This window comes from Mycobacterium sp. HUMS_12744610, assembly GCF_041206865.1.
Taxonomy (GTDB): Bacteria; Actinomycetota; Actinomycetes; order Mycobacteriales; family Mycobacteriaceae; genus Mycobacterium; species Mycobacterium servetii.
In genome coordinates this window covers 336,611-356,104 of sequence record NZ_JBGEDP010000001.1, presented here as the reverse complement: position 1 = coordinate 356,104, position 19,494 = coordinate 336,611, and the positions used below count along the sequence as shown (strand labels likewise).

The 19,494-nt window shown below is 70.6% G+C and carries 20 protein-coding genes, 1 tRNA gene, 1 other RNA gene and 2 pseudogenes; 14 read left to right on the top strand and 10 right to left on the bottom strand.

The annotated features are described in order from the left end of the window. Nucleotides 1–22: 22 nt before the first annotated feature. On the top strand, nucleotides 23–1,426 hold the full coding sequence (locus AB8998_RS01755) for an FAD-binding protein (RefSeq protein WP_369736526.1): 1,404 nt from the start codon (nucleotides 23–25) through the stop codon (nucleotides 1,424–1,426). Continuing rightward, the gene (locus AB8998_RS01750) at nucleotides 1,423–2,733 is read left to right on the top strand and encodes a class I SAM-dependent methyltransferase (protein WP_369736525.1); all 1,311 of its coding nucleotides are present in this window, start codon (nucleotides 1,423–1,425) and stop codon (nucleotides 2,731–2,733) included. The genes AB8998_RS01755 and AB8998_RS01750 overlap by 4 nt, the downstream gene beginning before the upstream one ends. Here AB8998_RS01750 and AB8998_RS01745 read toward each other — a convergent pair. The 3 genes from AB8998_RS01745 to ffs form a co-directional block, all read right to left on the bottom strand. After that, nucleotides 2,730–4,505, bottom strand: coding sequence for a DNA polymerase III subunits gamma/tau (locus tag AB8998_RS01745; RefSeq protein WP_369736523.1), 1,776 nt, complete (start codon nucleotides 4,503–4,505; stop codon nucleotides 2,730–2,732). The genes AB8998_RS01750 and AB8998_RS01745 overlap by 4 nt on opposite strands. A gap of 63 nt (nucleotides 4,506–4,568) precedes the next feature. Continuing rightward, nucleotides 4,569–5,858 (bottom strand): aspartate aminotransferase type Ic, encoded by a 1,290-nt coding sequence (locus tag AB8998_RS01740; RefSeq protein ID WP_369736522.1) that lies wholly within the window; start codon nucleotides 5,856–5,858, stop codon nucleotides 4,569–4,571. A 36-nt stretch (nucleotides 5,859–5,894) separates the two neighbouring features. Then, an RNA gene (gene ffs, locus AB8998_RS01735) (signal recognition particle sRNA small type) lies at nucleotides 5,895–5,991 on the bottom strand. Between the two features lie 79 nt (nucleotides 5,992–6,070). Between ffs and AB8998_RS01730 the strand changes: the two genes are divergently transcribed. Together AB8998_RS01730 and lucA are read left to right on the top strand one after the other, a co-directional pair. Continuing rightward, a tRNA-Ser gene (locus AB8998_RS01730) sits at nucleotides 6,071–6,159 on the top strand. 92 nt (nucleotides 6,160–6,251) lie between these two features. After that, the gene (lucA, locus tag AB8998_RS01725) at nucleotides 6,252–6,989 is read left to right on the top strand and encodes a lipid uptake coordinator LucA (RefSeq protein ID WP_369736520.1); all 738 of its coding nucleotides are present in this window, start codon (nucleotides 6,252–6,254) and stop codon (nucleotides 6,987–6,989) included. Nucleotides 6,990–7,006: 17 nt separating this feature from the next. Here lucA and AB8998_RS01720 read toward each other — a convergent pair whose 3' ends face one another. Next, entirely contained in the window at nucleotides 7,007–7,762 is a 756-nt protein-coding gene (locus tag AB8998_RS01720) for an enoyl-CoA hydratase/isomerase family protein (RefSeq protein WP_369736519.1), read from the bottom strand. After that, complete coding sequence (locus AB8998_RS01715; protein ID WP_369736518.1) at nucleotides 7,763–8,146, bottom strand: hypothetical protein; 384 nt, start codon at nucleotides 8,144–8,146, stop codon at nucleotides 7,763–7,765. It lies immediately after the preceding gene. A 71-nt stretch (nucleotides 8,147–8,217) separates the two neighbouring features. On the opposite strand from AB8998_RS01715, the gene AB8998_RS01710 reads away from it, so the two are divergent. Then, a complete protein-coding gene (locus tag AB8998_RS01710; protein ID WP_369736517.1) occupies nucleotides 8,218–9,282 on the top strand; it encodes an NAD(P)H-dependent amine dehydrogenase family protein in 1,065 nt (354 codons plus the stop codon). 117 nt (nucleotides 9,283–9,399) lie between these two features. Here AB8998_RS01710 and AB8998_RS01705 read toward each other — a convergent pair. Together AB8998_RS01705 and AB8998_RS01700 are read right to left on the bottom strand one after the other, a co-directional pair. Then, nucleotides 9,400–9,818, bottom strand: a pseudogene (locus AB8998_RS01705) (serine hydrolase domain-containing protein); the annotation flags it as partial. Beyond that, nucleotides 9,815–9,967, bottom strand: coding sequence for a hypothetical protein (locus AB8998_RS01700; protein WP_369741825.1), 153 nt, complete (start codon nucleotides 9,965–9,967; stop codon nucleotides 9,815–9,817). The gene AB8998_RS01700 and the pseudogene AB8998_RS01705, both read right to left, overlap by 4 nt. A 64-nt stretch (nucleotides 9,968–10,031) precedes the next feature. Here AB8998_RS01700 and AB8998_RS01695 point away from each other — a divergent pair, with 64 nt between their 5' ends. From AB8998_RS01695 to AB8998_RS01680, 4 genes are all read left to right on the top strand, one after another. After that, on the top strand, nucleotides 10,032–10,205 hold the full coding sequence (locus tag AB8998_RS01695; RefSeq protein ID WP_369736516.1) for a CsbD family protein: 174 nt from the start codon (nucleotides 10,032–10,034) through the stop codon (nucleotides 10,203–10,205). Continuing rightward, complete coding sequence (locus tag AB8998_RS01690) at nucleotides 10,189–10,872, top strand: cutinase family protein (RefSeq protein WP_369736515.1); 684 nt, start codon at nucleotides 10,189–10,191, stop codon at nucleotides 10,870–10,872. The genes AB8998_RS01695 and AB8998_RS01690 overlap by 17 nt, the downstream gene beginning before the upstream one ends. 4 nt (nucleotides 10,873–10,876) lie before the next feature. Next, a complete protein-coding gene (locus AB8998_RS01685; protein WP_369736514.1) occupies nucleotides 10,877–11,848 on the top strand; it encodes an SDR family NAD(P)-dependent oxidoreductase in 972 nt (323 codons plus the stop codon). Between the two features lie 113 nt (nucleotides 11,849–11,961). Beyond that, entirely contained in the window at nucleotides 11,962–12,498 is a 537-nt protein-coding gene (locus AB8998_RS01680; protein ID WP_369736512.1) for a WS/DGAT domain-containing protein, read from the top strand. Here AB8998_RS01680 and AB8998_RS01675 read toward each other — a convergent pair. Continuing rightward, entirely contained in the window at nucleotides 12,495–12,881 is a 387-nt protein-coding gene (locus tag AB8998_RS01675) for a PPOX class F420-dependent oxidoreductase (RefSeq protein ID WP_369736511.1), read from the bottom strand. The genes AB8998_RS01680 and AB8998_RS01675 overlap by 4 nt on opposite strands. 64 nt (nucleotides 12,882–12,945) lie before the next feature. Between AB8998_RS01675 and AB8998_RS01670 the strand changes: the two genes are divergently transcribed. Continuing rightward, nucleotides 12,946–13,506 carry a TetR/AcrR family transcriptional regulator gene (locus AB8998_RS01670; protein ID WP_369736510.1) on the top strand — a complete coding sequence of 187 codons (561 nt, stop codon included), beginning with the start codon at nucleotides 12,946–12,948 and terminating at the stop codon, nucleotides 13,504–13,506. On the opposite strand, the gene AB8998_RS01665 is transcribed toward AB8998_RS01670, so the two are convergent. Beyond that, nucleotides 13,503–14,714 (bottom strand): cytochrome P450, encoded by a 1,212-nt coding sequence (locus tag AB8998_RS01665; RefSeq protein WP_369736509.1) that lies wholly within the window; start codon nucleotides 14,712–14,714, stop codon nucleotides 13,503–13,505. The two genes, AB8998_RS01670 and AB8998_RS01665, sit on opposite strands and share 4 nt — an antisense overlap. A gap of 154 nt (nucleotides 14,715–14,868) precedes the next feature. Between AB8998_RS01665 and AB8998_RS01660 the strand changes: the two genes are divergently transcribed. The 3 genes from AB8998_RS01660 to AB8998_RS01650 all read left to right on the top strand — a co-directional run bounded on the left by AB8998_RS01660 (nucleotide 14,869) and on the right by AB8998_RS01650 (nucleotide 18,181). After that, nucleotides 14,869–15,663, top strand: a complete 795-nt coding sequence (locus tag AB8998_RS01660; protein WP_369736508.1) for a rhomboid-like protein — start codon at nucleotides 14,869–14,871, stop codon at nucleotides 15,661–15,663. 39 nt (nucleotides 15,664–15,702) lie between these two features. Further along, nucleotides 15,703–17,688 carry a putative alpha/beta hydrolase gene (locus AB8998_RS01655; RefSeq protein ID WP_369741385.1) on the top strand — a complete coding sequence of 662 codons (1,986 nt, stop codon included), beginning with the start codon at nucleotides 15,703–15,705 and terminating at the stop codon, nucleotides 17,686–17,688. Nucleotides 17,689–17,749: 61 nt separating this feature from the next. Next, entirely contained in the window at nucleotides 17,750–18,181 is a 432-nt protein-coding gene (locus AB8998_RS01650) for a hypothetical protein (protein WP_369736507.1), read from the top strand. 360 nt (nucleotides 18,182–18,541) lie between these two features. Here AB8998_RS01650 and AB8998_RS31655 read toward each other — a convergent pair. Continuing rightward, nucleotides 18,542–18,778: pseudogene (locus tag AB8998_RS31655) on the bottom strand (peptidase); the annotation flags it as partial. A 267-nt stretch (nucleotides 18,779–19,045) separates the two neighbouring features. Between AB8998_RS31655 and AB8998_RS01645 the strand changes: the two are divergent. Continuing rightward, nucleotides 19,046–19,435, top strand: a complete 390-nt coding sequence (locus AB8998_RS01645) for a hemophore-related protein (protein WP_369736506.1) — start codon at nucleotides 19,046–19,048, stop codon at nucleotides 19,433–19,435. The last annotated feature ends 59 nt before the right edge of the window (nucleotides 19,436–19,494 follow it).

Genomic DNA, 19,494 nt, shown 5'->3' with positions numbered 1-19,494 from the left:
GTTGCCGAAGACTAGGGTATATGTGGTGCCAATCCCTGGATCCGCACTCTCGGCCCACACCGCGGGCGTCGACCGGTTGATGGCGAGTTATCGATCCATCCCGCCGACCTCCGCCGTCCGGCTCGCCAAACCCACCTCAAACCTGTTCCGCGCCCGCGCCAAACACGACGCGCCCGGTCTGGACACCTCGGGGCTGACCGGCGTCCTCGGCGTCGACCCCGACACCCGCACCGCCGACGTCGCCGGCATGTGCACCTACGAGGACCTGGTGGCGGCGACGCTGCGCTACGGCCTTTCGCCACTGGTGGTCCCGCAATTGAAGACGATCACCCTCGGCGGTGCGGTCAGCGGGCTGGGGATCGAGTCGGCGTCGTTCCGCAACGGCCTGCCCCACGAGTCGGTGCTGGAGATGGACATCCTCACCGGCGCCGGGGAATTGCTCACCGCGTCGCGCACCCGCCATCCCGACCTGTTCCGTGCATTTCCCAATTCCTATGGCACGCTTGGCTATTCGACACGGCTGCGAATCGAGCTGGAGCCGGTATCGCCCTTCGTGGCGCTGCGGCACATCCGATTCCGCTCGCTGACGGAGATGGTGGCGGCGGCCGAACGCATCGTCGACACCGGCGGGCACGGCGGCGCTCCCGTCGACTACCTCGACGGCGTGGTGTTCGGCCCGGACGAGAGCTACCTGAGCATCGGCAGGCGGACGTCGACGCCCGGGCCGGTCAGCGACTACACCGGCAAGGACATCTACTACCGGTCGATCCAGCACGACGCCCCGGGCGGCACCAAGGACGACCGGCTGACCATCCACGACTACTTCTGGCGTTGGGACACCGACTGGTTCTGGTGCTCCCGGGCGTTCGGTGTGCAGGATCCGCGGCTGCGGCGGTGGTGGCCGCGCCGCTACCGGCGCAGCAGCGTCTACTCGAAGCTGGTGACCATGGACCGGCGCTTCGGCATATCGGACCGGCTCGACAAACGTCACGGCCGGCCGGCGCGGGAGCGGGTGGTGCAGGACGTCGAGGTGCCGATCGAGCGCGCCGCCGAGTTCCTGGAATGGTTCCTGCACACCGTGCCCATCGCCCCGATCTGGTTCTGCCCGTTGCGGCTGCGCGATCAGGACGGCTGGCCGCTGTATCCGATGCGGGCGGACCACACGTATGTCAACATCGGGTTCTGGTCCTCGGTGCCAGCCGGGGCCGCCGCAAACGAAGCACGCCCAGCAGGCGCAACGAACCGGATGATCGAGGCGAAAGTGAGCGAACTCGACGGCCACAAGTCGCTGTACTCGGACTCCTTCTACACCCGCGAGGAGTTCGACGCCCGCTACGGCGGCGAGGCCTACAAGGCGGTCAAGAAGACCTACGACCCCGACTCCCGTCTCCTCGACCTCTACGCGAAGGCGGTGCAACGGCGATGACCACAATCCGAGAACCCCACCGCACCACCGCGAGGAAACTCAGCATGGCCGAGATCCTGGCGATCTTCGCCGCGACTGGACGGCAGCCGCTGAGGTTCACCGCCTACGACGGCAGCACCGCCGGCGACCCGGACGCGGTGCTCGGCCTGGACCTGCGCAGCCCCCGCGGCGCCACCTACCTGGCCACGGCCCCCGGCGAGCTGGGCCTGGCCCGCGCCTACGTGTCGGGCGACCTGCAGCTCTACGGGGTGCACCCCGGCGACCCCTACGAGCTGCTCAAGACGATGACCGACCGGGTCCAGTTCAAGCGCCCGTCGGCGCGGGTGATGGCCAACGTCGTGCGCTCGCTGGGCGTCGAGCACCTCAGGCCGATCGCGCCGCCGCCGCAGGAGACGCCGCCGCGGTGGCGCCGGGTCGCCGACGGTCTGATGCACAGCAAGACCCGCGACGCCGAGGCCATCCACCACCACTACGACGTCTCCAACGCCTTCTACGAGTGGGTGCTCGGCCCGTCGATGACCTACACCTGCGCGGCGTATCCGCACGCCGACGCGACGCTGGAAGAGGCCCAGGAGAACAAGTACCGGCTGATCTTCGACAAGCTGCGGCTGCGGCCGGGCGACCGGCTGCTCGACGTCGGTTGCGGGTGGGGCGGCATGGTCCGCTACGCGGCGCGCCAGGGCGTGCGCGCCATCGGCGCCACCCTGTCTGCCCAGCAGGCGAAATGGGCCCAGCGGGCGATCGCGGAGCAGGGGCTAGCCGATCTGGCCGAGGTGCGCCATGCCGACTACCGCGACGTGGGCGAGGCCGGGTTCGACGCCGTCTCCTCGATCGGGCTGACCGAACACATCGGCGTGCGGAACTACCCCGCCTACTTCGGCTTCCTGCGCTCCAAGCTGCGCACCGGCGGCCTGCTGCTCAATCACTGCATCACCCGCCGCGACAACCGGTCGACCTCGTTCGCGGGGGGATTCACCGACCGCTACGTGTTCCCGGACGGGGAGCTGACCGGTTCCGGACGCATCACCACCGAAATCCAGGACGCCGGCTTCGAGGTGCTGCACACCGAGAACTTCCGGCACCACTACGCGATGACGCTGCGGGACTGGTGCCGCAACCTGGTCGGGCGCTGGGACGACGCGGTCGCCGAGGTCGGACTGCCGACCGCCAAGGTATGGGGCCTGTACATGGCGGCTTCGCGGGTGGCCTTCGAGCAGAACAATTTGCAGCTGCACCACGTGCTGGCGACCAAGGTCGGCCCGTCGGGCGACGACGGCCTGCCGCTGCGGCCCTGGTGGCAGCCCTAGCCGCCGTCGATGCGGCGGGCGCCCAACTCGTTCTGCAGAAGTTCGAGGGCGGCCTCTTCGGGATCACGACGCGGCCCTGAGGGCTCACTGCCGGCCTCGGCGAGCATGTGCTCCTCCTCTTCGACCCGCAGGTCGGGCACCGGGTCGGGGGCGGGCGCTTGCGGCTCGGGGGTCGCGGCTGCCGGCGATGCCGCCGCGCCGGTCTCGCAGCGCACCCGCCAGTTCACGCCCAGGGCGTCCTTGAGCGCTTCGGCGATGACGTCGGCGTTGCGCTGCTCGGACAGCCGCCGGGCCAGCGGCGCCGACTCGTGGGTCAGTACCAGCGTGTTGCCTTCCACGGCGCGCACCGTCGCGCCCGCCAGCATCACTTCGGTGGTGCGGCTGCGTTGGCGCACCTTGTCCCGCACGGTCGGCCACATGGTCCGCACCGCGGCCGCAGTGGGCTCACCGGCGACCGGAGCCGCCACGGGAGCCGGTTCGGGCTCGGGCGCCGGGGCCGGTTGGGCCACCTGTTCGCGCCTCGGCTCGGGCTTGGGCTTGGGTTCCGGCTCGGGTACGGGCCTGGGTTCGGGTCTGGGGGCCCGCGGCGGGGCCGCGACGGCCGGTGCCGGGATCGACATCTCCAGCCGGGTCTCGATGCGCTCGACGCGCTGCAGCAGCGCGGACTCGGCGTCGCTGGCCGACGGCAGCAGCAGCCGGGCGCAGACCACCTCGAGCAGCAGCCGCGGCGCCGTCGCCCCCCGCATCTCCCCCAGCCCGGCCTGCACCACCTCGGCGTAGCGGGTCAGGGTCGCCGGGCCGATGCGGGTGGCCTGCTCGCGCATCCGGTCCAGCACGTCCTCCGGCGCGTCCACGACGCCGCGGCTCACCGCGTCGGGGACGGCCTGCATGACGATCAGGTCGCGGAAGCGCTCCAGCAGGTCGGTGGCGAACCGGCGCGGGTCGTGGCCCGCGTCGATCACCGACTCGACGGCGCCGAACAGCGCGGCGGCGTCGCCGGCGGCCAGGGCGTCGACGGCGTCGTCGATCAGCGCCACGTCGGTGGCGCCCAGCAGCCCGAGCGCCCGCTGGTAGGTGACGTGGGAGTTCTCGGCCCCGGCCACCAGTTGGTCCAGCACCGAGAGGCTGTCGCGCGGCGACCCGCCGCCGGCGCGGATCACCAGCGGGTAGACCGCGTCGTCGACGACGACATCCTCCTGCGCGCAGATCCGCTCGATCAACGTCCGCATGGTCTTCGGCGGCAGCAGCCGGAACGGGTAGTGATGGGTGCGCGACCGGATCGTCGGGAGCACCTTCTCCGGTTCGGTGGTGGCGAAGATGAAGATGAGGTGTTCGGGCGGTTCCTCGACGATCTTGAGCAGCGCGTTGAACCCGGCGGTGGTCACCATGTGCGCCTCGTCGACGATGAACACCCGGTAGCGCGACTGGGCCGGCGCGTAGAACGCTCGGTCCCGCAGCTCGCGGGTGTCGTCCACGCCGCCGTGGCTGGCGGCGTCGAGTTCGACCACATCGATGCTGCCGGGCGCGTTGGGCGCCAGCGCGGTGCACGAATCGCACACCCCGCACGGGCTGGCCGTCGGGCCCTGCACGCAGTTCAGCGAGCGCGCCAGGATGCGCGCCGACGACGTCTTCCCGCACCCGCGCGGCCCGGAGAACAGGTAGGCGTGGTTGATCCGGCCGGCTTCCAGGGCGATGGACAGCGGCTCGGTGACGTGCTCCTGCCCCACCACCTCGGCGAAGGTTGCCGGCCGGTACTTACGGTAGAGAGCCACGGTCAGCAGGCTACCGACGAACGCTGACGACCGTGGGCCTGGCCGTCGAGTGTGCGCCCGCCCTCAGCTCGCACCGGACGTCGCGGACAGCACGGATTCCGACGCGGCCAGCAGCGCACACGTCGCCAACCCGTCGACCGCGTCGCGCAGGTCCGGCAGCGACGGGAAGGTGGGAGCGATCCGGATGTTCTTGTCGTCGGGGTCGTTGCGATACGGGAACGACGCGCCGGCCTCGGTCAGCGCGATGCCGGCGCCCTTGGCCAGCGCGACCGTCCGCTTGGCGGTGCCGGGCAGCACGTCGAGGCTGATGAAGTAGCCGCCCTTGGGATCGGTCCACGAGGCGATCTTGGAATCGCCGAGCCGCTGCTCGAGGATCTCGAGCGCGAGCGCGAACTTCGGCGCGAGGATCTGCTGGTGGCGCAGCATGTGCAGGCGCACCCCGTCGGCGTCGCCGAAGAAACGCAGGTGCCGCAGCTGGTTGACCTTGTCCGGGCCGATCGACTTCTTGCCCGCGTACTGCAGGTACCAGGCGATGTTGCCCAGCGATCCACCCAGGAAGCTGACGCCGGCGCCGGCGAAGGTGATCTTCGAGGTGGACGCGAACACGTACGGCCGGTTGGGGTTGTCGGCCGTGGCGGCCAGCCCGAGGACGTCGATCTGGCTGACGAAGTCGTGCGTCAGGGTGTGCACCGCGTAGGCGTTGTCCCAGAACAGCCGGAAGTCGGGCGCCGCCGTGCGCATCTGGACGAGCCGGCGGACCGTGTCCCAGGAGTAGGTGATGCCGGTGGGGTTGGCGAACACCGGCACCGACCACATCCCCTTGATGGCCGGGTCGACGGCCACCAGCTCTTCGATCAGGTCGACGTCCGGGCCGTCCTCCAGCATCGGGACCGGGATCATCTCGACGCCCATCGTCTCGGTGATGGCGAAGTGCCGGTCGTAGCCGGGGACGGGGCAGAGGAACTTGACGGCCGGCTCGTCCTTCCAGGGCCGCTGGGAGTCCACGCCGCCGTACAGCATCGAGAAGGCGACGATGTCGTGCATCAGCTCCAGGCTGGAGTTGTTCCCCGCGATCAGATTGGGCACTCCGATGCCCAGCAGCTCGGCGAAGATGGCCCGCAGCCCGGGCAGGCCGTGCAGGCCGCCGTAGTTGCGGGTGTCGGTGCCCTCGGGGTCGCGGAATTCGTCCCCGGGCAGGCTCAGCAGCCGGTTGGACAGGTCGAGCTGCTCCGGCGCGGGCTTGCCGCGGGTCAGGTCCAACGACAGCTTCTTGGACTGCAGCTGCGCATACTCCTGCTGGTGGCGTGCGTGCAGCGCGGTCAGCTCGTCAGGGCTGAGTAAGTCGAACGACACCGATGAGCCTTTCGTCGATCTGGTGCGGCGCCCCGAACATGGGGGACCCCGCGCACCCGACAGAGCCCATTGACCCTTGCTGCCTTCCGGCCCTGGGGGAGTTCACAGGATAGACGCCGCGCGGGGTCCTTCGGCGAGTGTAGTACCCGCGTCGGGGCGCCACGCACAAGCCGCAGGTCCCACCGCTGGACTCAGCAGTTACCATGGCCCACGGAGGATTCGCCTAGTGGCCTATGGCGCTCGCCTGGAACGCGGGTTGGGTTAACAGCCCTCGCGGGTTCAAATCCCGCATCCTCCGCCATTCGGAGCGCACCTTGAGCAAGGCGCGGACGAACACGACGTGGGTTCTGGTCGCCCCTGGACTGGCGTGAACTCACCAGCCTGAGGAGGCGTATGGGCCGGAAGTGGTTCGTGCTGTGGCACGCGTTGTCCGCGATTGCCGCCGGTGTCCTCTATTTCTACTGCGTCTTGCCGCGCTGGTACGAGCTGATGGGTGAGATGCCGCGGGCGCTGGGGATGGCCGGCCGAATCGCGTCGGGCGCGCTGATCGGCCTGGCCGCGCTCCCGGTGGTGTTCGTCCTGTTGCGCTCCCGCAGGCCGGAGCTGGGCACCCCGCAGCTCGCCCTGCGCATCAGGATGTGGTCGATCGTGGCGCACGTCCTGGCCGGGGTGCTGATCGTCGGGACCGCCATCAGCGAGATCTGGCTCAGCCTGGATACGGCCGGGCGGTATCTGTTCGGGATCTACGGCGCCGCCGCCGCGATCGCGCTGCTCGGCGTCTTCGCGTTCTACCTGGCTTTCGTGGCCGAGCTGCCGCCGCCTCCGCCGAAACCGATCAAGGCACGCAAGCCCAAGAAGCGCCGCCTCCGGCGCGCGAAGGGCGACGAGCAAGGAGCCGAGGCCCCGGACACCGAAGAGACCGAAGAGACCGAAGAGGAAGAAGCCGCGGAGGAGACCGCGGGAACCGAGGAGGTCGAGGCCGCCGAGACGCAGCAGGCCCCGACCGCCGAAGCGGCCGAGCAGCCCGACGACGCCCCGGGCGGGTTGCGCAACCGCCGGCCGACCGGGAAGGGCTCGCACCGGATGCGGCGCAGGGGCAGCCGCGGCGGCGTCGCGGTCGACGACGAATAGACGAATAGCGGGCGGCCTCAGCCGCGGTGCCGCATGCGCTCCACGTACTCGGCGAGGCGCTGCTGAGTCGCGGCCGAACCCCACATCCGGCGCACCTCGTCGTCGACGCCGGCGGACTCGCGAATGCGCGCCATGGTCGGGGCGTGCAGCCGGCCCTTGGTGTGGCGATAGGCGTCCGCCGGGATGCCGCCGAGTTCCGTCGCCTCCCCCACCGCCATCGCCATGAGATCGCCATCGACGACCCGGTGGGCGAGCCCGGCGGCGATCGTCTCGGCCCCGCGGTAGGTGCGACCGCCGAGCAGCACCACGTCCGCGTGGTCACCGCACGCGTAGCGCATGACCTCGAGCGCGGCGACCGGGAACGGCACCCCGACGTGCACCTCGGTCACCCCGATCTGTGCCTCCGGGATGATCAGGCGCCGGTCGCACGCGCAGGCCAGCACGCACCCGCCCGCGATGGCCGCACCGTTGACCGCGGCCACCGTCGGCCCCGGATAGGTGAAAAGCGCCTCGAACGCCTCCGACAGGGCGGGGACCAGCCGATCGGTGTAGCCGGCGCCTTCCGCCACCACGCGCTTGAGGTCGACTCCGGCGCTGAAGGCCCGGCCCGCACCGGTGACGACGAGCGCACCGGCGTCGTCCGACCGCGCCAGGTCGTTGACCGCGAGGGCCACCTCTTCCAACAGGTCGACGTCGAGGGCATTGACGCTTCCCGACGACAGGGTCAGCACCCGCACCGATTCCACGGCATGAATCTCGATCACGTCGTCCACTCAAGCACGGGGCGGATCGGCGAGCACGACCGGAATGTCGGTGTTCTCGTCGGTGTGGTAGCTGGCGCACACGCGGTGGTAGCCATCGGCGATCTGCAACGCGACACCGCTGGACAGGTCGCCGCGCACCAGGAGGATCGGCGAGAGGGGCTGGCCCTTCTTGATCTTGGCCAGGTCCGCCGCGACGTGGGGGTTGTCGACGGGCAGCAGGCGCAGCCGCGCCGCCCGCAGGATGTCCTTGGCCTTCTTGCGCACCACGTTGCCGGCCTTGAGCCGCTCCGTCAGCTGCGTGACGGTCTGCGGGTCCACGAGCAGCGCGAGGTAGTCGGCCGCGGCCGGAAAGTCGTGGGCCTCGGGCCTTTCCAGCCATTTCACACCGGGCATCGGATGTCCTCCTTCGTACGGTCGCCGGATTCACTATCGCCCGCGAGCAGGCGATTCCCTATGCTGAGCGAGTGCCAAACACCTATCGCATCGTTCAATGGAACACCGGAAACGTCGGCAAGAGCTCGCTGAAGTCGATCGTGACCAATCCCCTGCTGGACCTGGTCGGCTGCTATGCGTGGTCCCCCGAGAAGGTCGGCCGCGACGCCGGCGAGCTGGTCGGCATCGAGCCGCTGGGCGTGGCCGCCACCAACGACGTGGACGCGCTGCTCGCACTGAAACCCGACTGCGTCGTCTACAACCCCATGTGGATCGACGTCGACGAACTGGTACGCATCCTGTCCGCGGGCGTCAACGTGGTGACGACGGCGTCGTTCATCACCGGCGGCAACCTCGGCGAAGGTCGCGACCGGATCCTGGCGGCCTGCCGGACGGGCGGCGCGACGATCTTCGGGTCCGGCGTCAGCCCCGGTTTCGCCGAGCTGCTGGCCATCGTGTCGGCGATGGTGTGCAACCGGGTCGACAAGGTCACCGTCAACGAGGCCGCCGACACCACGTTCTACGACTCCCCCGAGACCGAGAAGCCGGTCGGCTTCGGCCAGCCGATCGACCACCCGGACCTGCCGGCGATGGCCGCGAAGGGGACGGCCATCTTCGGCGAGGCCGTCCGGCTGGTCGGCGACGCCCTGGGCGTCGAACTCGACGAGGTGCGCTGCGTGGCCGAGTTCGCACAGACCACCGCCGATTTGGAGATGGCGTCCTGGACCATCCCCGCGGGCTGTGTCGCGGGGGTCTACATCAGCTGGCAGGGGATCGTGGGCGACAACGCCGTGATCGACCTGAACGTGCGCTGGCGCAAGGGCCAGACGCTCGAGCCGGACTGGAAGATCGAGCAGGACGGCTGGGTGATCCAGATCGACGGGCAGCCGACGGTGACCACCAAGGTCGGCTTCCTGCCGCCGCCGTACTTCCAGGCGACCACGATCGAGGAGTTCATGGACCTCGGCCACATCATGACCGCGATGCCCGCCATCAACGCGATCCCGGCCGTCGTCGCCGCGGCGCCGGGGATCGCGACCTACACCGATCTCCCGCTCACGCTGCCCCGCGGCAACGTGCCCAAGGCGTCGGTGTAACCGGCGCCCAGCCCGGGCACCTGCAGCGGCCCGCGATGCCGGGCCGCCTCGACGGCGTTGCGCAACGGGCCGGCCAGCCCCGCGAAGGACCCCATGTCGAACAGCAACGGCGTCAGCAGCCGGCCCGGACAGCAACCAGCCGTAGGTCAGCGCGTGGTAGGCCTGCACACCGCGCAGGCGGTCTACGGGTGCGGCGGCCAGGCGCTCCTCCATCAGCAGGTGGTCCATCAGCTCGGTCTTGGTGACGCCACGCAGGTGCGACAACCCGGACCGGTGCCGCAGGACGTCGCGAACGGTGATGTCGCCCTTGCCGTTCGCGCCGAACTCGGGCCAGTACGCGGCGACGGGTTCGTCGTAGGACAGCAGCCCGCGGTCGGCCAGCCGGTGCATCACCGTAGAGGCGACACCCTTGGTGGCCGAGAACCGAAGAAGAGTTGGGCGAACAGTTTGACGACGTTGCCGAAATGCGGGTCTGCGGCACCGGATACACCGCGGGGCAGGCCGTCGGCGCTCGCCAGCAGCTCCGGTGCGGTCATCGGCGTTCGTCCGGCGGCTCATCGGTCGCCGGCGGGGCCGCGGGCGAGTCCTTCAACCACTTCCGCAGCCGGAGCAGCTGGTTGGCCACCATGCCGAGGGCGAGCAGTATCACGCCGGCGAGGATCGCCACGACGATTGCGGTGCTCACGAAGTCCATGGTGACAGGCCGGACCGGGTTTCAACATGGCCCGCGGCGGGGTAAATGCCCGACCATGAGCGCCGAAGACAAAATCAAGAACAAGATCGAGGATCTGGGCGGCCGGGCCAAGGAGGCCATCGGCAAGGTGACCGGGAACGAGGACACCCGTAACGAGGGCAGGGCCGACCAGGCCAAGTCGAGCCTGAAAGACGCGGGTGAGAAAGTGAAGGATGCCTTCAAGAAATAGCGTCGGGCTGGCGGTGGCCGTCGCGATCACGGCCGCCCCGCTGTGCTTCCCCGCACCCCCGGCGGCCGCCGGAGCGTGCCCCGACGTCGAGGTGGTCTTCGCCCGGGGCTCCGGGGAGCCGCCCGGGCTGGGCGGGGTCGGACGGTCGTTCGTCGACGCGCTGCGCCCGCAGCTCGGCACGCGGACGGTGGGCGTCTACGCGGTCAACTACCCGGCAAGTACCGACTTCTCCAACCCCGACTTCCCGGACAAGTTCATCGAGGGGGTCCGCGACGCGAGCACCCACGTCGAGGCCACGGCGGCCAACTGCCCCAACACCAAGGAAGTGCTGGGCGGATACTCCCAGGGTGCGGCGGTGGCCGGGTTCGTCACCTCGGCGTCGGTGCCGCCCGGCGTCCCGACCGCCGAGGTACCCAAGCCGATGCCGCCGCAGGTCGCCAACCACGTCGGGGCGGTCACCATGTTCGGGACGCCCTCGGATCAGTTCATGGAGCAGTACGGGGCGCCGGTGATCGTGATCGGGCCGCTGTACCGGCCGAAAACCATCGAGCTGTGCGCGCAGGGCGATTCGGTCTGCGGCGACGGCAGCAATCCCGCGGCCCACATGTCCTACACGGTGAACGGCATGGTGGAGCAGGCCGCCCACTTCGCCGCGGGCCACCTGTAGTCCCATGCACGTACTGGTCACGGGCGGAACGGGTTTCGTCGGCGGATGGACCGCCAAGGCCGTCGCCGACGCCGGGCACTCCATTCGGTTCCTGGTCCGCACCCCCGAAAAGCTGCAGACGACCGTCGCCCGGCTGGGCGTCGACGTGTCGGACTTCGCCGTCGGCGACATCACCGACCGGGTGTCGGTGCGCGAGGCGCTGAGCGGCTGTGACGCCGTCGTGCACAGCGCCGCCCTGGTGGCCACCGATCCGCGGCGGACCGCGGCGATGCTGGCCACCAACATGCAGGGCGCGCAGAACGTGCTCGGCCAGTCCGTCGAGTTGGGCCTGGACCCGATCGTGCACGTGTCGAGCTTCTCGGCCCTGTTCCACCCCGGCCTGGAGACCCTGTCTGCGGACCTGCCGGTGGTCGGCGGGTCCGACGGGTACGGCACCTCCAAGGCCCAGGTCGAGATCTATGCCCGCGGGCTGCAGGACGCCGGCGCGCCGGTGAACATCACCTATCCCGGCATGGTGCTCGGCCCGCCGGTGGGCGACCAGTTCGGCGAGGCCGGCGAGGGCGTCAAGGCCGCGCTGCGCATGCACGCGATCCCCGGCCGGGGCGCGGCGTGGCTGGTGGTCGACGTCCGCGATGTGGCGGCATTGCACGCGGCGCTGCTGGAACCCGGGCGCGGGCCGCGCCGCTACATGGCGGGGGGTCACCGGGTCCCGGCGGCCGAGCTCGCGACGATGCTCGGCCAGACCGGTCGGACTCCGATGGTCGCCGTTCCGGTTCCCGACGTCGCGCTGCGGGTCGCCGGCGCGGTGCTGGACCGGGCGGGCCGGCTGCTGCCCTTCGAGACGCCGTTCACCGCGGCGGGGATGCAGTACTACACCCAGATGCCGGCGTCGGACGACTCGCCCAGCGAGCGCGACCTCGGCATCGTCTGGCGTGATCCGCGCGAAACCCTGGCGGACACGATCGCGGCGCTGTGACCGCAGGACTTAAAACTTCCGCAACGGGGCCCTAGTGCCCTCGTCGGGCATGGCCGTCGGGGGGAACATCGCGATGCCATTTGCGATCCCCGACGGGCGGTAGGAGTTCTGCGATGACCAAACCTATTCCACCGCTAGATCTTTCATGGTTGCTGATCGAGTCGCCCACCGGCACGACCCACGTCGGGGCGATGATGCTGTTCCAGAAGCCGCCCGCGCGCCGATCGTGCGGGACATCGTCGAGGAGTTGCGGGCATACCCGCGCGGCGAAGAAGGAGTTGGCCGGCGTGTCGACCGAGGCGGCGAGGACCTACGCAGTCGGGCTCGTCGCGCTCGCGGGACTGGGCGCATCCACGCACCTCGACCGCATCGCGCACCCCGCATGCAACCTCGTCATCTCCGACGTCGCCGGCGCCAAGGAACCCCGCTACCTCAACGGTGCACGGCTGCTCGGCATCTACCCGGTGTCCGCGCTGGCCGCCTCGACCGGGCGCAACGCCACGCTGGCGTCCTACCACGACAGCATGGATTTCGGGTTCGTCACCAACGCCCCAGCACTCGGCGACCTGACGCGACTCACCTGGCACACGACGCAGGCCTACGCGGAGCTGAAGCGGGCCGCGAGCACCGTGTCGGTCGCGAAAACCTAAGCGGCCGATTTGATCTCGAGGCCGACGTGGACCTTGTCGATGCCCCCGCGCACGAGCGAGTGCACATAGAACCACCAGGCGTGGTACCAGTACCGCCTGAGCACGGCGTTGTAGACGCGCCGCGTCTCGGACTTGGGCAGCACCCGGGCCACCCCTTCGACGGCATCGCCTTTGGGCTTGCCCAGCGATCCGCTCCTGGCGATCGTCACCCGCGGGGTGTTGCGGATGCGCTTGACCTTCCACGACCCGTCGTCGGTGATGACCAGCAGCTTGTTCCCGTCGGGAACCCCCCAGATCGCGGTCGGTTTGGGCCGGCCGTCCTTGGTGAACGTCGTCAAAAGCAGGTACTTGGACTTGATGACGTCCTGGAAAGTGGTGGTCACGCCGGGACGGTTCCCGATCGCACGCGTTTCTAATCCCCGGGCGCCGCTGTGGCAGTCTTTGTCGATGGCAACCACGCGGGACCTGCTGATCGAGGCCACGAGTCAGATCATGGTCGAGGAGGGTTACGCCGCGGCCACGTCGCGACGGGTCGCGGCCCGGGCAGGCGTCAGACCCGCCCTGGTGCACTACCACTTCCCCAGCATGGACGAGTTGTTCCTGGCCGTATTCCGCCGCGGCGCCGCGGCTTACCTCGAGCGCCAGCAGCGGGCGCTGGCGGCCGACCGGCCGCTGCACGCCGTCTGGGACACGCTCACCGAACCCAAGGACACCCGCCTGCTGCTGGAGTTCATGGGACTTGCCAACCACCGCAAGGATATTTGCGCCGAGATCGCCACCTGGTCGGAGCGGTGGCGCCAGACGCAGACCGCCGCGCTGGGCGCCGTCGTCCAGGAGTACGGTCTCGACCCCGGAGAGTTCCCGCCGGCGGGCCTCGCGGTCGTCATCGCCGCGGTCGGCCGCACCCTGGTCCTCGAGCAGGGCCTCGGCAGCAGCACCGGCCACCGGGAGGCCGTCGCCCTGGTCAACCGATTTCTCGACCGCTTCGAGATGCCGGCACCGCGCTAGGGCAACACGACGCGCAGCCGCTCCCAGCCGCGGACGGTGGAGGTGGATGCGAGTTGGGCTGTGGCGTAGTCGATGTCCCACTCGGGCCAGCGGTTGAGCAGTTCGTCGAGCGCCACGCGGCCCTCCAGGCGGGCCAGGTTCGCGCCGAGGCAGTAATGCACGCCCTTGCCGAACGTGATGTGGGAGATGTTGTCGCGGCCGATGTCGAACCTGTCGGGAGCGGCGTAGCGGCGCGGGTCACGGTTGGCGGCGCCGAACAGCAGCAGCACGGCGCTGCCCGAGGGCACCGTGGTGCCGTGACACTCGAAGTCACGCGCCAGCCAGCGGGCGACGTGGGGCCCGGTGGGTTCGAACCGCAGGGTCTCGTCGACGGCGCGGTTGAGCAGCGAGCGGTCCCGGTGGATCCGCCGGCGCTGGTCGGGGTGCTCGGCGAGCACTTTGGCCAGCCAGCCGATCAGCCGGCCGGTCGTCTCGTTGCCCGCACCGGCGACCACCTGGGTGTAGTGCAGCACCTCTTTGCGGGTCAGCTTGCGCCGCACGCCGCGCTCGTCGTCGAACTCGACGTTGAGCAGCGTCGTCATCAGGTCGTCGGACGGGTTCCTGGAACGCCATTCGACGTAGTCGGCGTAGATCCGGCCGTCGGCGATGGACTCGGCGTCGGCGACCCGCAGCGGTGCGCCCGGTTTGGTGCGCAGGTTGGCGTCGTTGGCGTCGCGCACCGAAACCTGTTCGGATTCCGGTATTCCCAGCAGCATGCCGATCACCCGCATCGGCATCATGGACGCGAGTTCGGCGATGATGTCGAAGCCCGCCGACCCCACCAGCGGGTCCAGGCACCGGACGCAGTACCGGCGGATCTGGTCCTCGAGGGCGGCCATCCGGCGCGGGGTGAACACCCGCGACATCAGCCCGCGCAGCCTGGTGTGCTCGGGCGGGTCCTGGAACATCATGACCCCGCCGGGCATCTCGTACTCCGACTGGACCAACTCGAGGATGTCGCTGCGGCGGCTGGAGAAGACCTCCCAGTTGGCCAGCGCCTGCTCGACGTCGGAATGCCTTGACAGCGCCCAGAAGTCGTAGCGCTGGTTGTGGTAGATCGGCGCTTCCTCGCGCAACCGCGCGTAGACCGGGTAGGGGTCGGCGATGATGCCGACGTCGTAGGGGTCGTAGTACACGGCCGTGTCGTCGGTGACGGTCGGGCCCGCCATGGCAACCTCGCTTCCGACTTTTGGGCGATCGCCCAGTCTTGCGCGCGCGCCGCGCCGGCGTCAAGCACGGCCGGGGCGTAAACAATCGCGACCCGGGCGTGAAACATGCGTTAAGAGCCTCGCCAACCGGGCGGCGCGCCGCCATGGTGGGAGCATGGGCTCGCCGACGGCTGTGACCGCCCGCCTGGTGTCCGGCGCCGGGGCGGTGCGCGTCACGCTGACCTACGCCGTCGCGCTGGCCGGGGTGTCGCTCACACTGACCGCGCTCGGCCGGCACGCGCGCGAGGTCGCCGTGAGCCGCATGAGCACCAACCTGCACAACCTGGCGCACGGCCGGGTCGCCACCCTGGTCGGCAGCGCGTTCCTCGACAGCGGCGGCGCTGTTGTGGTGTGGCTGCCGGGATTGGTGTGTCTGCTGGCTCTGGGCGAACTCGCCTGGCGCGGCAGGGGTGTGCTGCTCGCGTTCGTGGTCGGCCACGTCGGTGCCACCCTGATCGTCGCGGCGGGACTGGTCGCCGCGGTCGAGACGCGATGGCTGCCGGGCTCGGTCGCGCACGCCAGCGACGTGGGGATCAGCTACGGCGCCGTGGGCGTGCTCGGCGCGCTGACGGCGGCGATACCGTCACACCGGCGGGCGGCCTGGGCCGGTTGGTGGATCGGCGCCGCGGTGGCGGCGGCCCCGGCCGCGGGTTTCACCGGCGTCGGGCACATCGTCGCGTTGCTGCTGGGCATTTGCCTGTCGGCGCGCCTGCCGGCAATGACCCGCTGGACGGCACCGCGCGTGGCACTGCTGGCCGTGGGTGCGGTGTTCGGCTTCTGCGTGGTCGCGGGGCCGTCGGTGGCGGCACCGGTCGCCGCACTGGCGGGGGCGGTGTGCGCCGGCCTGGCCGGAAAGGCCGTTACCCACAGCCGGTGGCGCTCGCGCACCCGGGCCGGTGCCGCACGGTAGTACGGTTGGGCCAGCTCAAAAGGGGTGGCCATGACAGCGATGCGGCTCCGCTGCATAAGCCTGGCCGCGCTGATCGCCGAAGCGGGCGGTGACCCGTGGGCGATCGACCGCGGCCTGCGGGCCGGCAGCCCGGCGCAGATCTCGCGCCTCGCCGAGGCGTTCCACGCCGCCGGCCGCTGCACCGCCGAGGCCGACGCGGCGTTCGCGCAAGCCCTCGGCCGCTTCGACGCGGCCTGGGACCACCGCGGCGGCGATCACCCGATCAACGCCTCGGCCGAGGTCGCGCGGACGGCCGCGGTACTGGGCGCGCAGTCGCTGCGACTGCCTGCCATCGGCGTCGACCTGGAGAACATCGCCGCCGCGCTGGCCGAGGCGCAACGCGGCGCGGCCGGGCAGATCGCGGCCCTCGAATCCCGGTTGCCACAGCTCGACCTCCTCATCGGGCAGGCCGTCGAACTCGAACGGGATCCCGGCCTGACGCCTTCCGCCCGAACCGATCTCGAGGCCCTGATCACCGCCTGCGAAGACGACGCGATCGACGACACCCGGGCCGCCCTGGGCGCGCTGCGGTCCCTGCGCGACGACTACGCCGGATCCCTGCGCACCGCGCTGGCCACGGTGCGCGGCGACGGCTACGACGCGTCGCCGCTGCAGGCCCTCGCCGGCCCCGAGCCACCGCCGTGCACCACACCCGAAGACGTGCGCAGGTGGTGGGATTCGCTCGGCACGCCGGACCAGGCCCGCCTGATCGCGGCCCACCCGCCCGGGCTGGGCAACCTCGACGGCATGCCGGCCCGGCTGCGCGACGCGGTGAACCGGGCGGTGTTGCACGACGACCTGAACAGGGTGGAGGATGCGGGCCGCGCGCGCGGCATCTCACCCCGACGCCTGCGAGAGGCCGTGCTGCACGACCGCGACGACGATCTACTCGCCTGCCCCGGCAGGTACGGGCTTTCGGCCGCCGACGTCACCCGCTACCGCAACGCGGTGAAGACCGACCGGGGCGTCGCGCACGACGAGGGGCCCGACCCGGACCATCCGCGGCCCGTCCTGCTGTGGACCTACGACCCGGCAGCATTCAACGGCAAGGGCAGGGCGGCGATCGCGATCGGCAACCCGGACACCGCCCACAACATCGCCGTCGTGGTGCCCGGCACCGACAGCAGCGTCCAGAACGGCTGGCTCTACGACGGGCACAACGACGCCGTCAACCTCTACGACCAGGCACTGAAAGCCGACCGCACCCGGTCCACCGCCGTGCTCGCGTGGATGGGTTACGACGCTCCGGACCTGGACCCGGCGACGCTGCGGGAGGTCGGCACGCCGTGGCTGGCGCGCCAGGGCGGCGGGCTGCTGGCCGCCGACGTCAACGCCCTGGCGGTCACCCATGACGGCCCCGTCCCGGCGCACGTGACCGTCATCGGCCATTCCTACGGGGCGACGACGGTGGCCGACGCGTTCGCCAACAGCGGCATGCACGCCGACGACGCCGTGCTGATCGGTTGTCCCGGAACGGATCTGGCGCATAGCGCAGCGGATTTGCGGCTGCGCGGCGGCCGGCTCTATGTCGGCGCCGCCTCGACCGACGCGATCAGCTGGATCGGGGAATCGGGCAGCGTCGCCCCCAACGCGCTCAACGCCCTGCTCGGCGAGCCGTTCGGGCCCTGTGCCGGCCTGGGCCCCGATCCCGCGCACGACGGCTTCGGGTCGGTGCGTTTCCGGGCCGAGGTCGCCGGCTCCCACAGCGCCGTGCCGTGGTTCGACGATCATTCGCACTACTACGACGTGGGCGGCGAAGCGCTGCACAACATGACCGAGATCAGCACCGGTCACGGCGATGCCCTGGGCCGCGAAGGGATGCTGGCCGCCGCGCGCGACGAAGAACGGATCGCCACGCCCCGCGAGGTGCGCACGCCCTTCGGAACGATCCCGCTGCCGCACATCGAGATCCGCGCGCCCCTCACCGGCGATCCGGAATGGGACCGCGGCTCCGGCTCCGTCACCCGCGACCATGAGTTCAGGTAGTCGATCGGGCCGGCTCGCGGCGCTGACCGCCGTGACCGTCGCGCTGGGAGGATGTGCGCCGATGTCTTCGTCCGGGCAGAAACCCGACTCCCCGCTGTCCGACCGGCAGGCCATTGCCCAGGTCGTCGACGCGGCGAGGCAGATCGCGAAAGTGGCCGGCCTGCAGGATCCTTCGGGCGGTTTCAGCTGGGAGTCCTGCAACGACCAGGGCGAGCCGCCGTACCGCGGCCGCGTCGACATGACGTTCGCCGTGCCGCCCGGCGTCGACCACGACACCTACTTCGCGCGAATCGCCGCGACCATGGTGGCCGACGGCTGGGCGCCCGCCACGGGAACCGCCATCCACCGGGACGGTGTGCTGGCCCGGATCGGCGTGAGCCCCTTCACCGGCGCCGACGGGGCGGTTCAGCTCTTCGGCGAGTGCCGCAACATGACCGACCACCGCGCCGACAGCAACGGCTTCAGCATCAAAGACCGACTGCGGCAAGGGTGATCCGATGCCGGCCCGCCGGAACGGCCACGGCCGCACCCGTGGCGGTGTCGCCGATCCGCTACCTCGGTGCCGGGCGGCAACCGGTCCAACGTGATCGTGACCGGGTAGACGGTGAAGCGGTAACGGTAGCCGAGCCGGTCGAGCCGGAATACCTGCTGCAGGACCGAGGGGATCGGCACGAACTCGTCCAGCACGCCGTGGGCTATGACGAGGGGCAACCATCGGGCGTTGCGCAGCAGCGGCCGGGTTTCGCCCTCCCGCGCGCAGTGCGAGTCGGTGTTCGGGATCGGCCGCGATGTCCATTCCGGGCGGCAGCCGGACGCCGCACGTCGGGGGCCCGGCGAGCCCGACGGTCTGTGCGAACACGCTCGGGTTGGGCGGCACGATGCGTCCGGGCGGCATGGTGATCCGGGCGCCGCCCGCCCCGTGGTCGTCGTAGAGGAAATCGGTCCAGAACACCGCGCCCGCGACCATCCGTCCGGTGCCGCAGGTACGCGGGAAGTGCTCGCCGAACGGCCAGCCCTGCGGTGCGGGCAGCGCTGGTTCGGGCCGGCGGGCCGCATCCGGCACACCCTCCGGCATGCCGTCGACTACGACCGGCCAGACGGCGCGGCGCGCAGGCGCAACACCGTTGACGTCGAAAACGGAGCCGGGCAACCGGGTCACCCAGTCGATCGGCGGCCTCATGTTCATGTCGTTGTGGGGACTACCCGCCACGCCGGCCGATGTTCTCCCGACGTTGAGGATGAGTGAGAAAACGCCGGCGCCGCCCGGCATCGCGCATCGCACCCACGCAGCCGCCCCGATCTGCTTAGCTGGGCCCGGGGGGATAACACCGTCGATCACCCCGTGAAGGAGCCAGTCATGTTCCCCTCAGCACTCATCCGGCGCCGCGCCGTGGTCGGCGCGCTGACCGCCGGCGCGGTTTGCGGCACGCTGCTCGGTGCCACCGCGGGGACCGCTGCGGCCGATGCGACGCCCCGGCCGCCGAACTGCACGGCCGCCGACGTTGCCGGGGTCGCGGCCGGCGTCGCGGCGGCGCTATCGACCTACCTGTTCACCCACCCCGACGTGAACGAGTTCTACACCGGCCTTCAGGATCAGCCGAAAGGCCAGATCCGCGACGACGTGCACAACTACTTCGGCGCCAACCCGGAGGAGCAGACCGACCTCGAGAACATCTGGCAGCCGATGGTCGACATCAGGCAGCGCTGCAACTGGACGCCGCTGCTCGGTGCGGAGGGTGCGCAATGACGCCGCGGTATTGGGCCGCGGCGGGGATCGCCGTGTTTGCTCTGACCGCGATGCCCGAG

Coding starts and splice junctions, on each gene's coding strand:
- AB8998_RS01750 (WP_369736525.1), top strand. CDS start 1,423: ATGACCACAATCCGAGAACCCCACCGCACCACCGCGAGGAAACTCAGC.
- lucA (WP_369736520.1), top strand. CDS start 6,252: ATGGGCCGGAAGTGGTTCGTGCTGTGGCACGCGTTGTCCGCGATTGCC.
- AB8998_RS01715 (WP_369736518.1), bottom strand. CDS start 8,146: ATGCCCGGTGTGAAATGGCTGGAAAGGCCCGAGGCCCACGACTTTCCG.
- AB8998_RS01695 (WP_369736516.1), top strand. CDS start 10,032: ATGAGCGCCGAAGACAAAATCAAGAACAAGATCGAGGATCTGGGCGGC.
- AB8998_RS01690 (WP_369736515.1), top strand. CDS start 10,189: ATGCCTTCAAGAAATAGCGTCGGGCTGGCGGTGGCCGTCGCGATCACG.
- AB8998_RS01685 (WP_369736514.1), top strand. CDS start 10,877: ATGCACGTACTGGTCACGGGCGGAACGGGTTTCGTCGGCGGATGGACC.
- AB8998_RS01680 (WP_369736512.1), top strand. CDS start 11,962: ATGACCAAACCTATTCCACCGCTAGATCTTTCATGGTTGCTGATCGAG.
- AB8998_RS01670 (WP_369736510.1), top strand. CDS start 12,946: ATGGCAACCACGCGGGACCTGCTGATCGAGGCCACGAGTCAGATCATG.
- AB8998_RS01665 (WP_369736509.1), bottom strand. CDS start 14,714: ATGGCGGGCCCGACCGTCACCGACGACACGGCCGTGTACTACGACCCC.
- AB8998_RS01660 (WP_369736508.1), top strand. CDS start 14,869: ATGGGCTCGCCGACGGCTGTGACCGCCCGCCTGGTGTCCGGCGCCGGG.
- AB8998_RS01655 (WP_369741385.1), top strand. CDS start 15,703: ATGCGGCTCCGCTGCATAAGCCTGGCCGCGCTGATCGCCGAAGCGGGC.
- AB8998_RS01650 (WP_369736507.1), top strand. CDS start 17,750: ATGTCTTCGTCCGGGCAGAAACCCGACTCCCCGCTGTCCGACCGGCAG.
- AB8998_RS01645 (WP_369736506.1), top strand. CDS start 19,046: ATGTTCCCCTCAGCACTCATCCGGCGCCGCGCCGTGGTCGGCGCGCTG.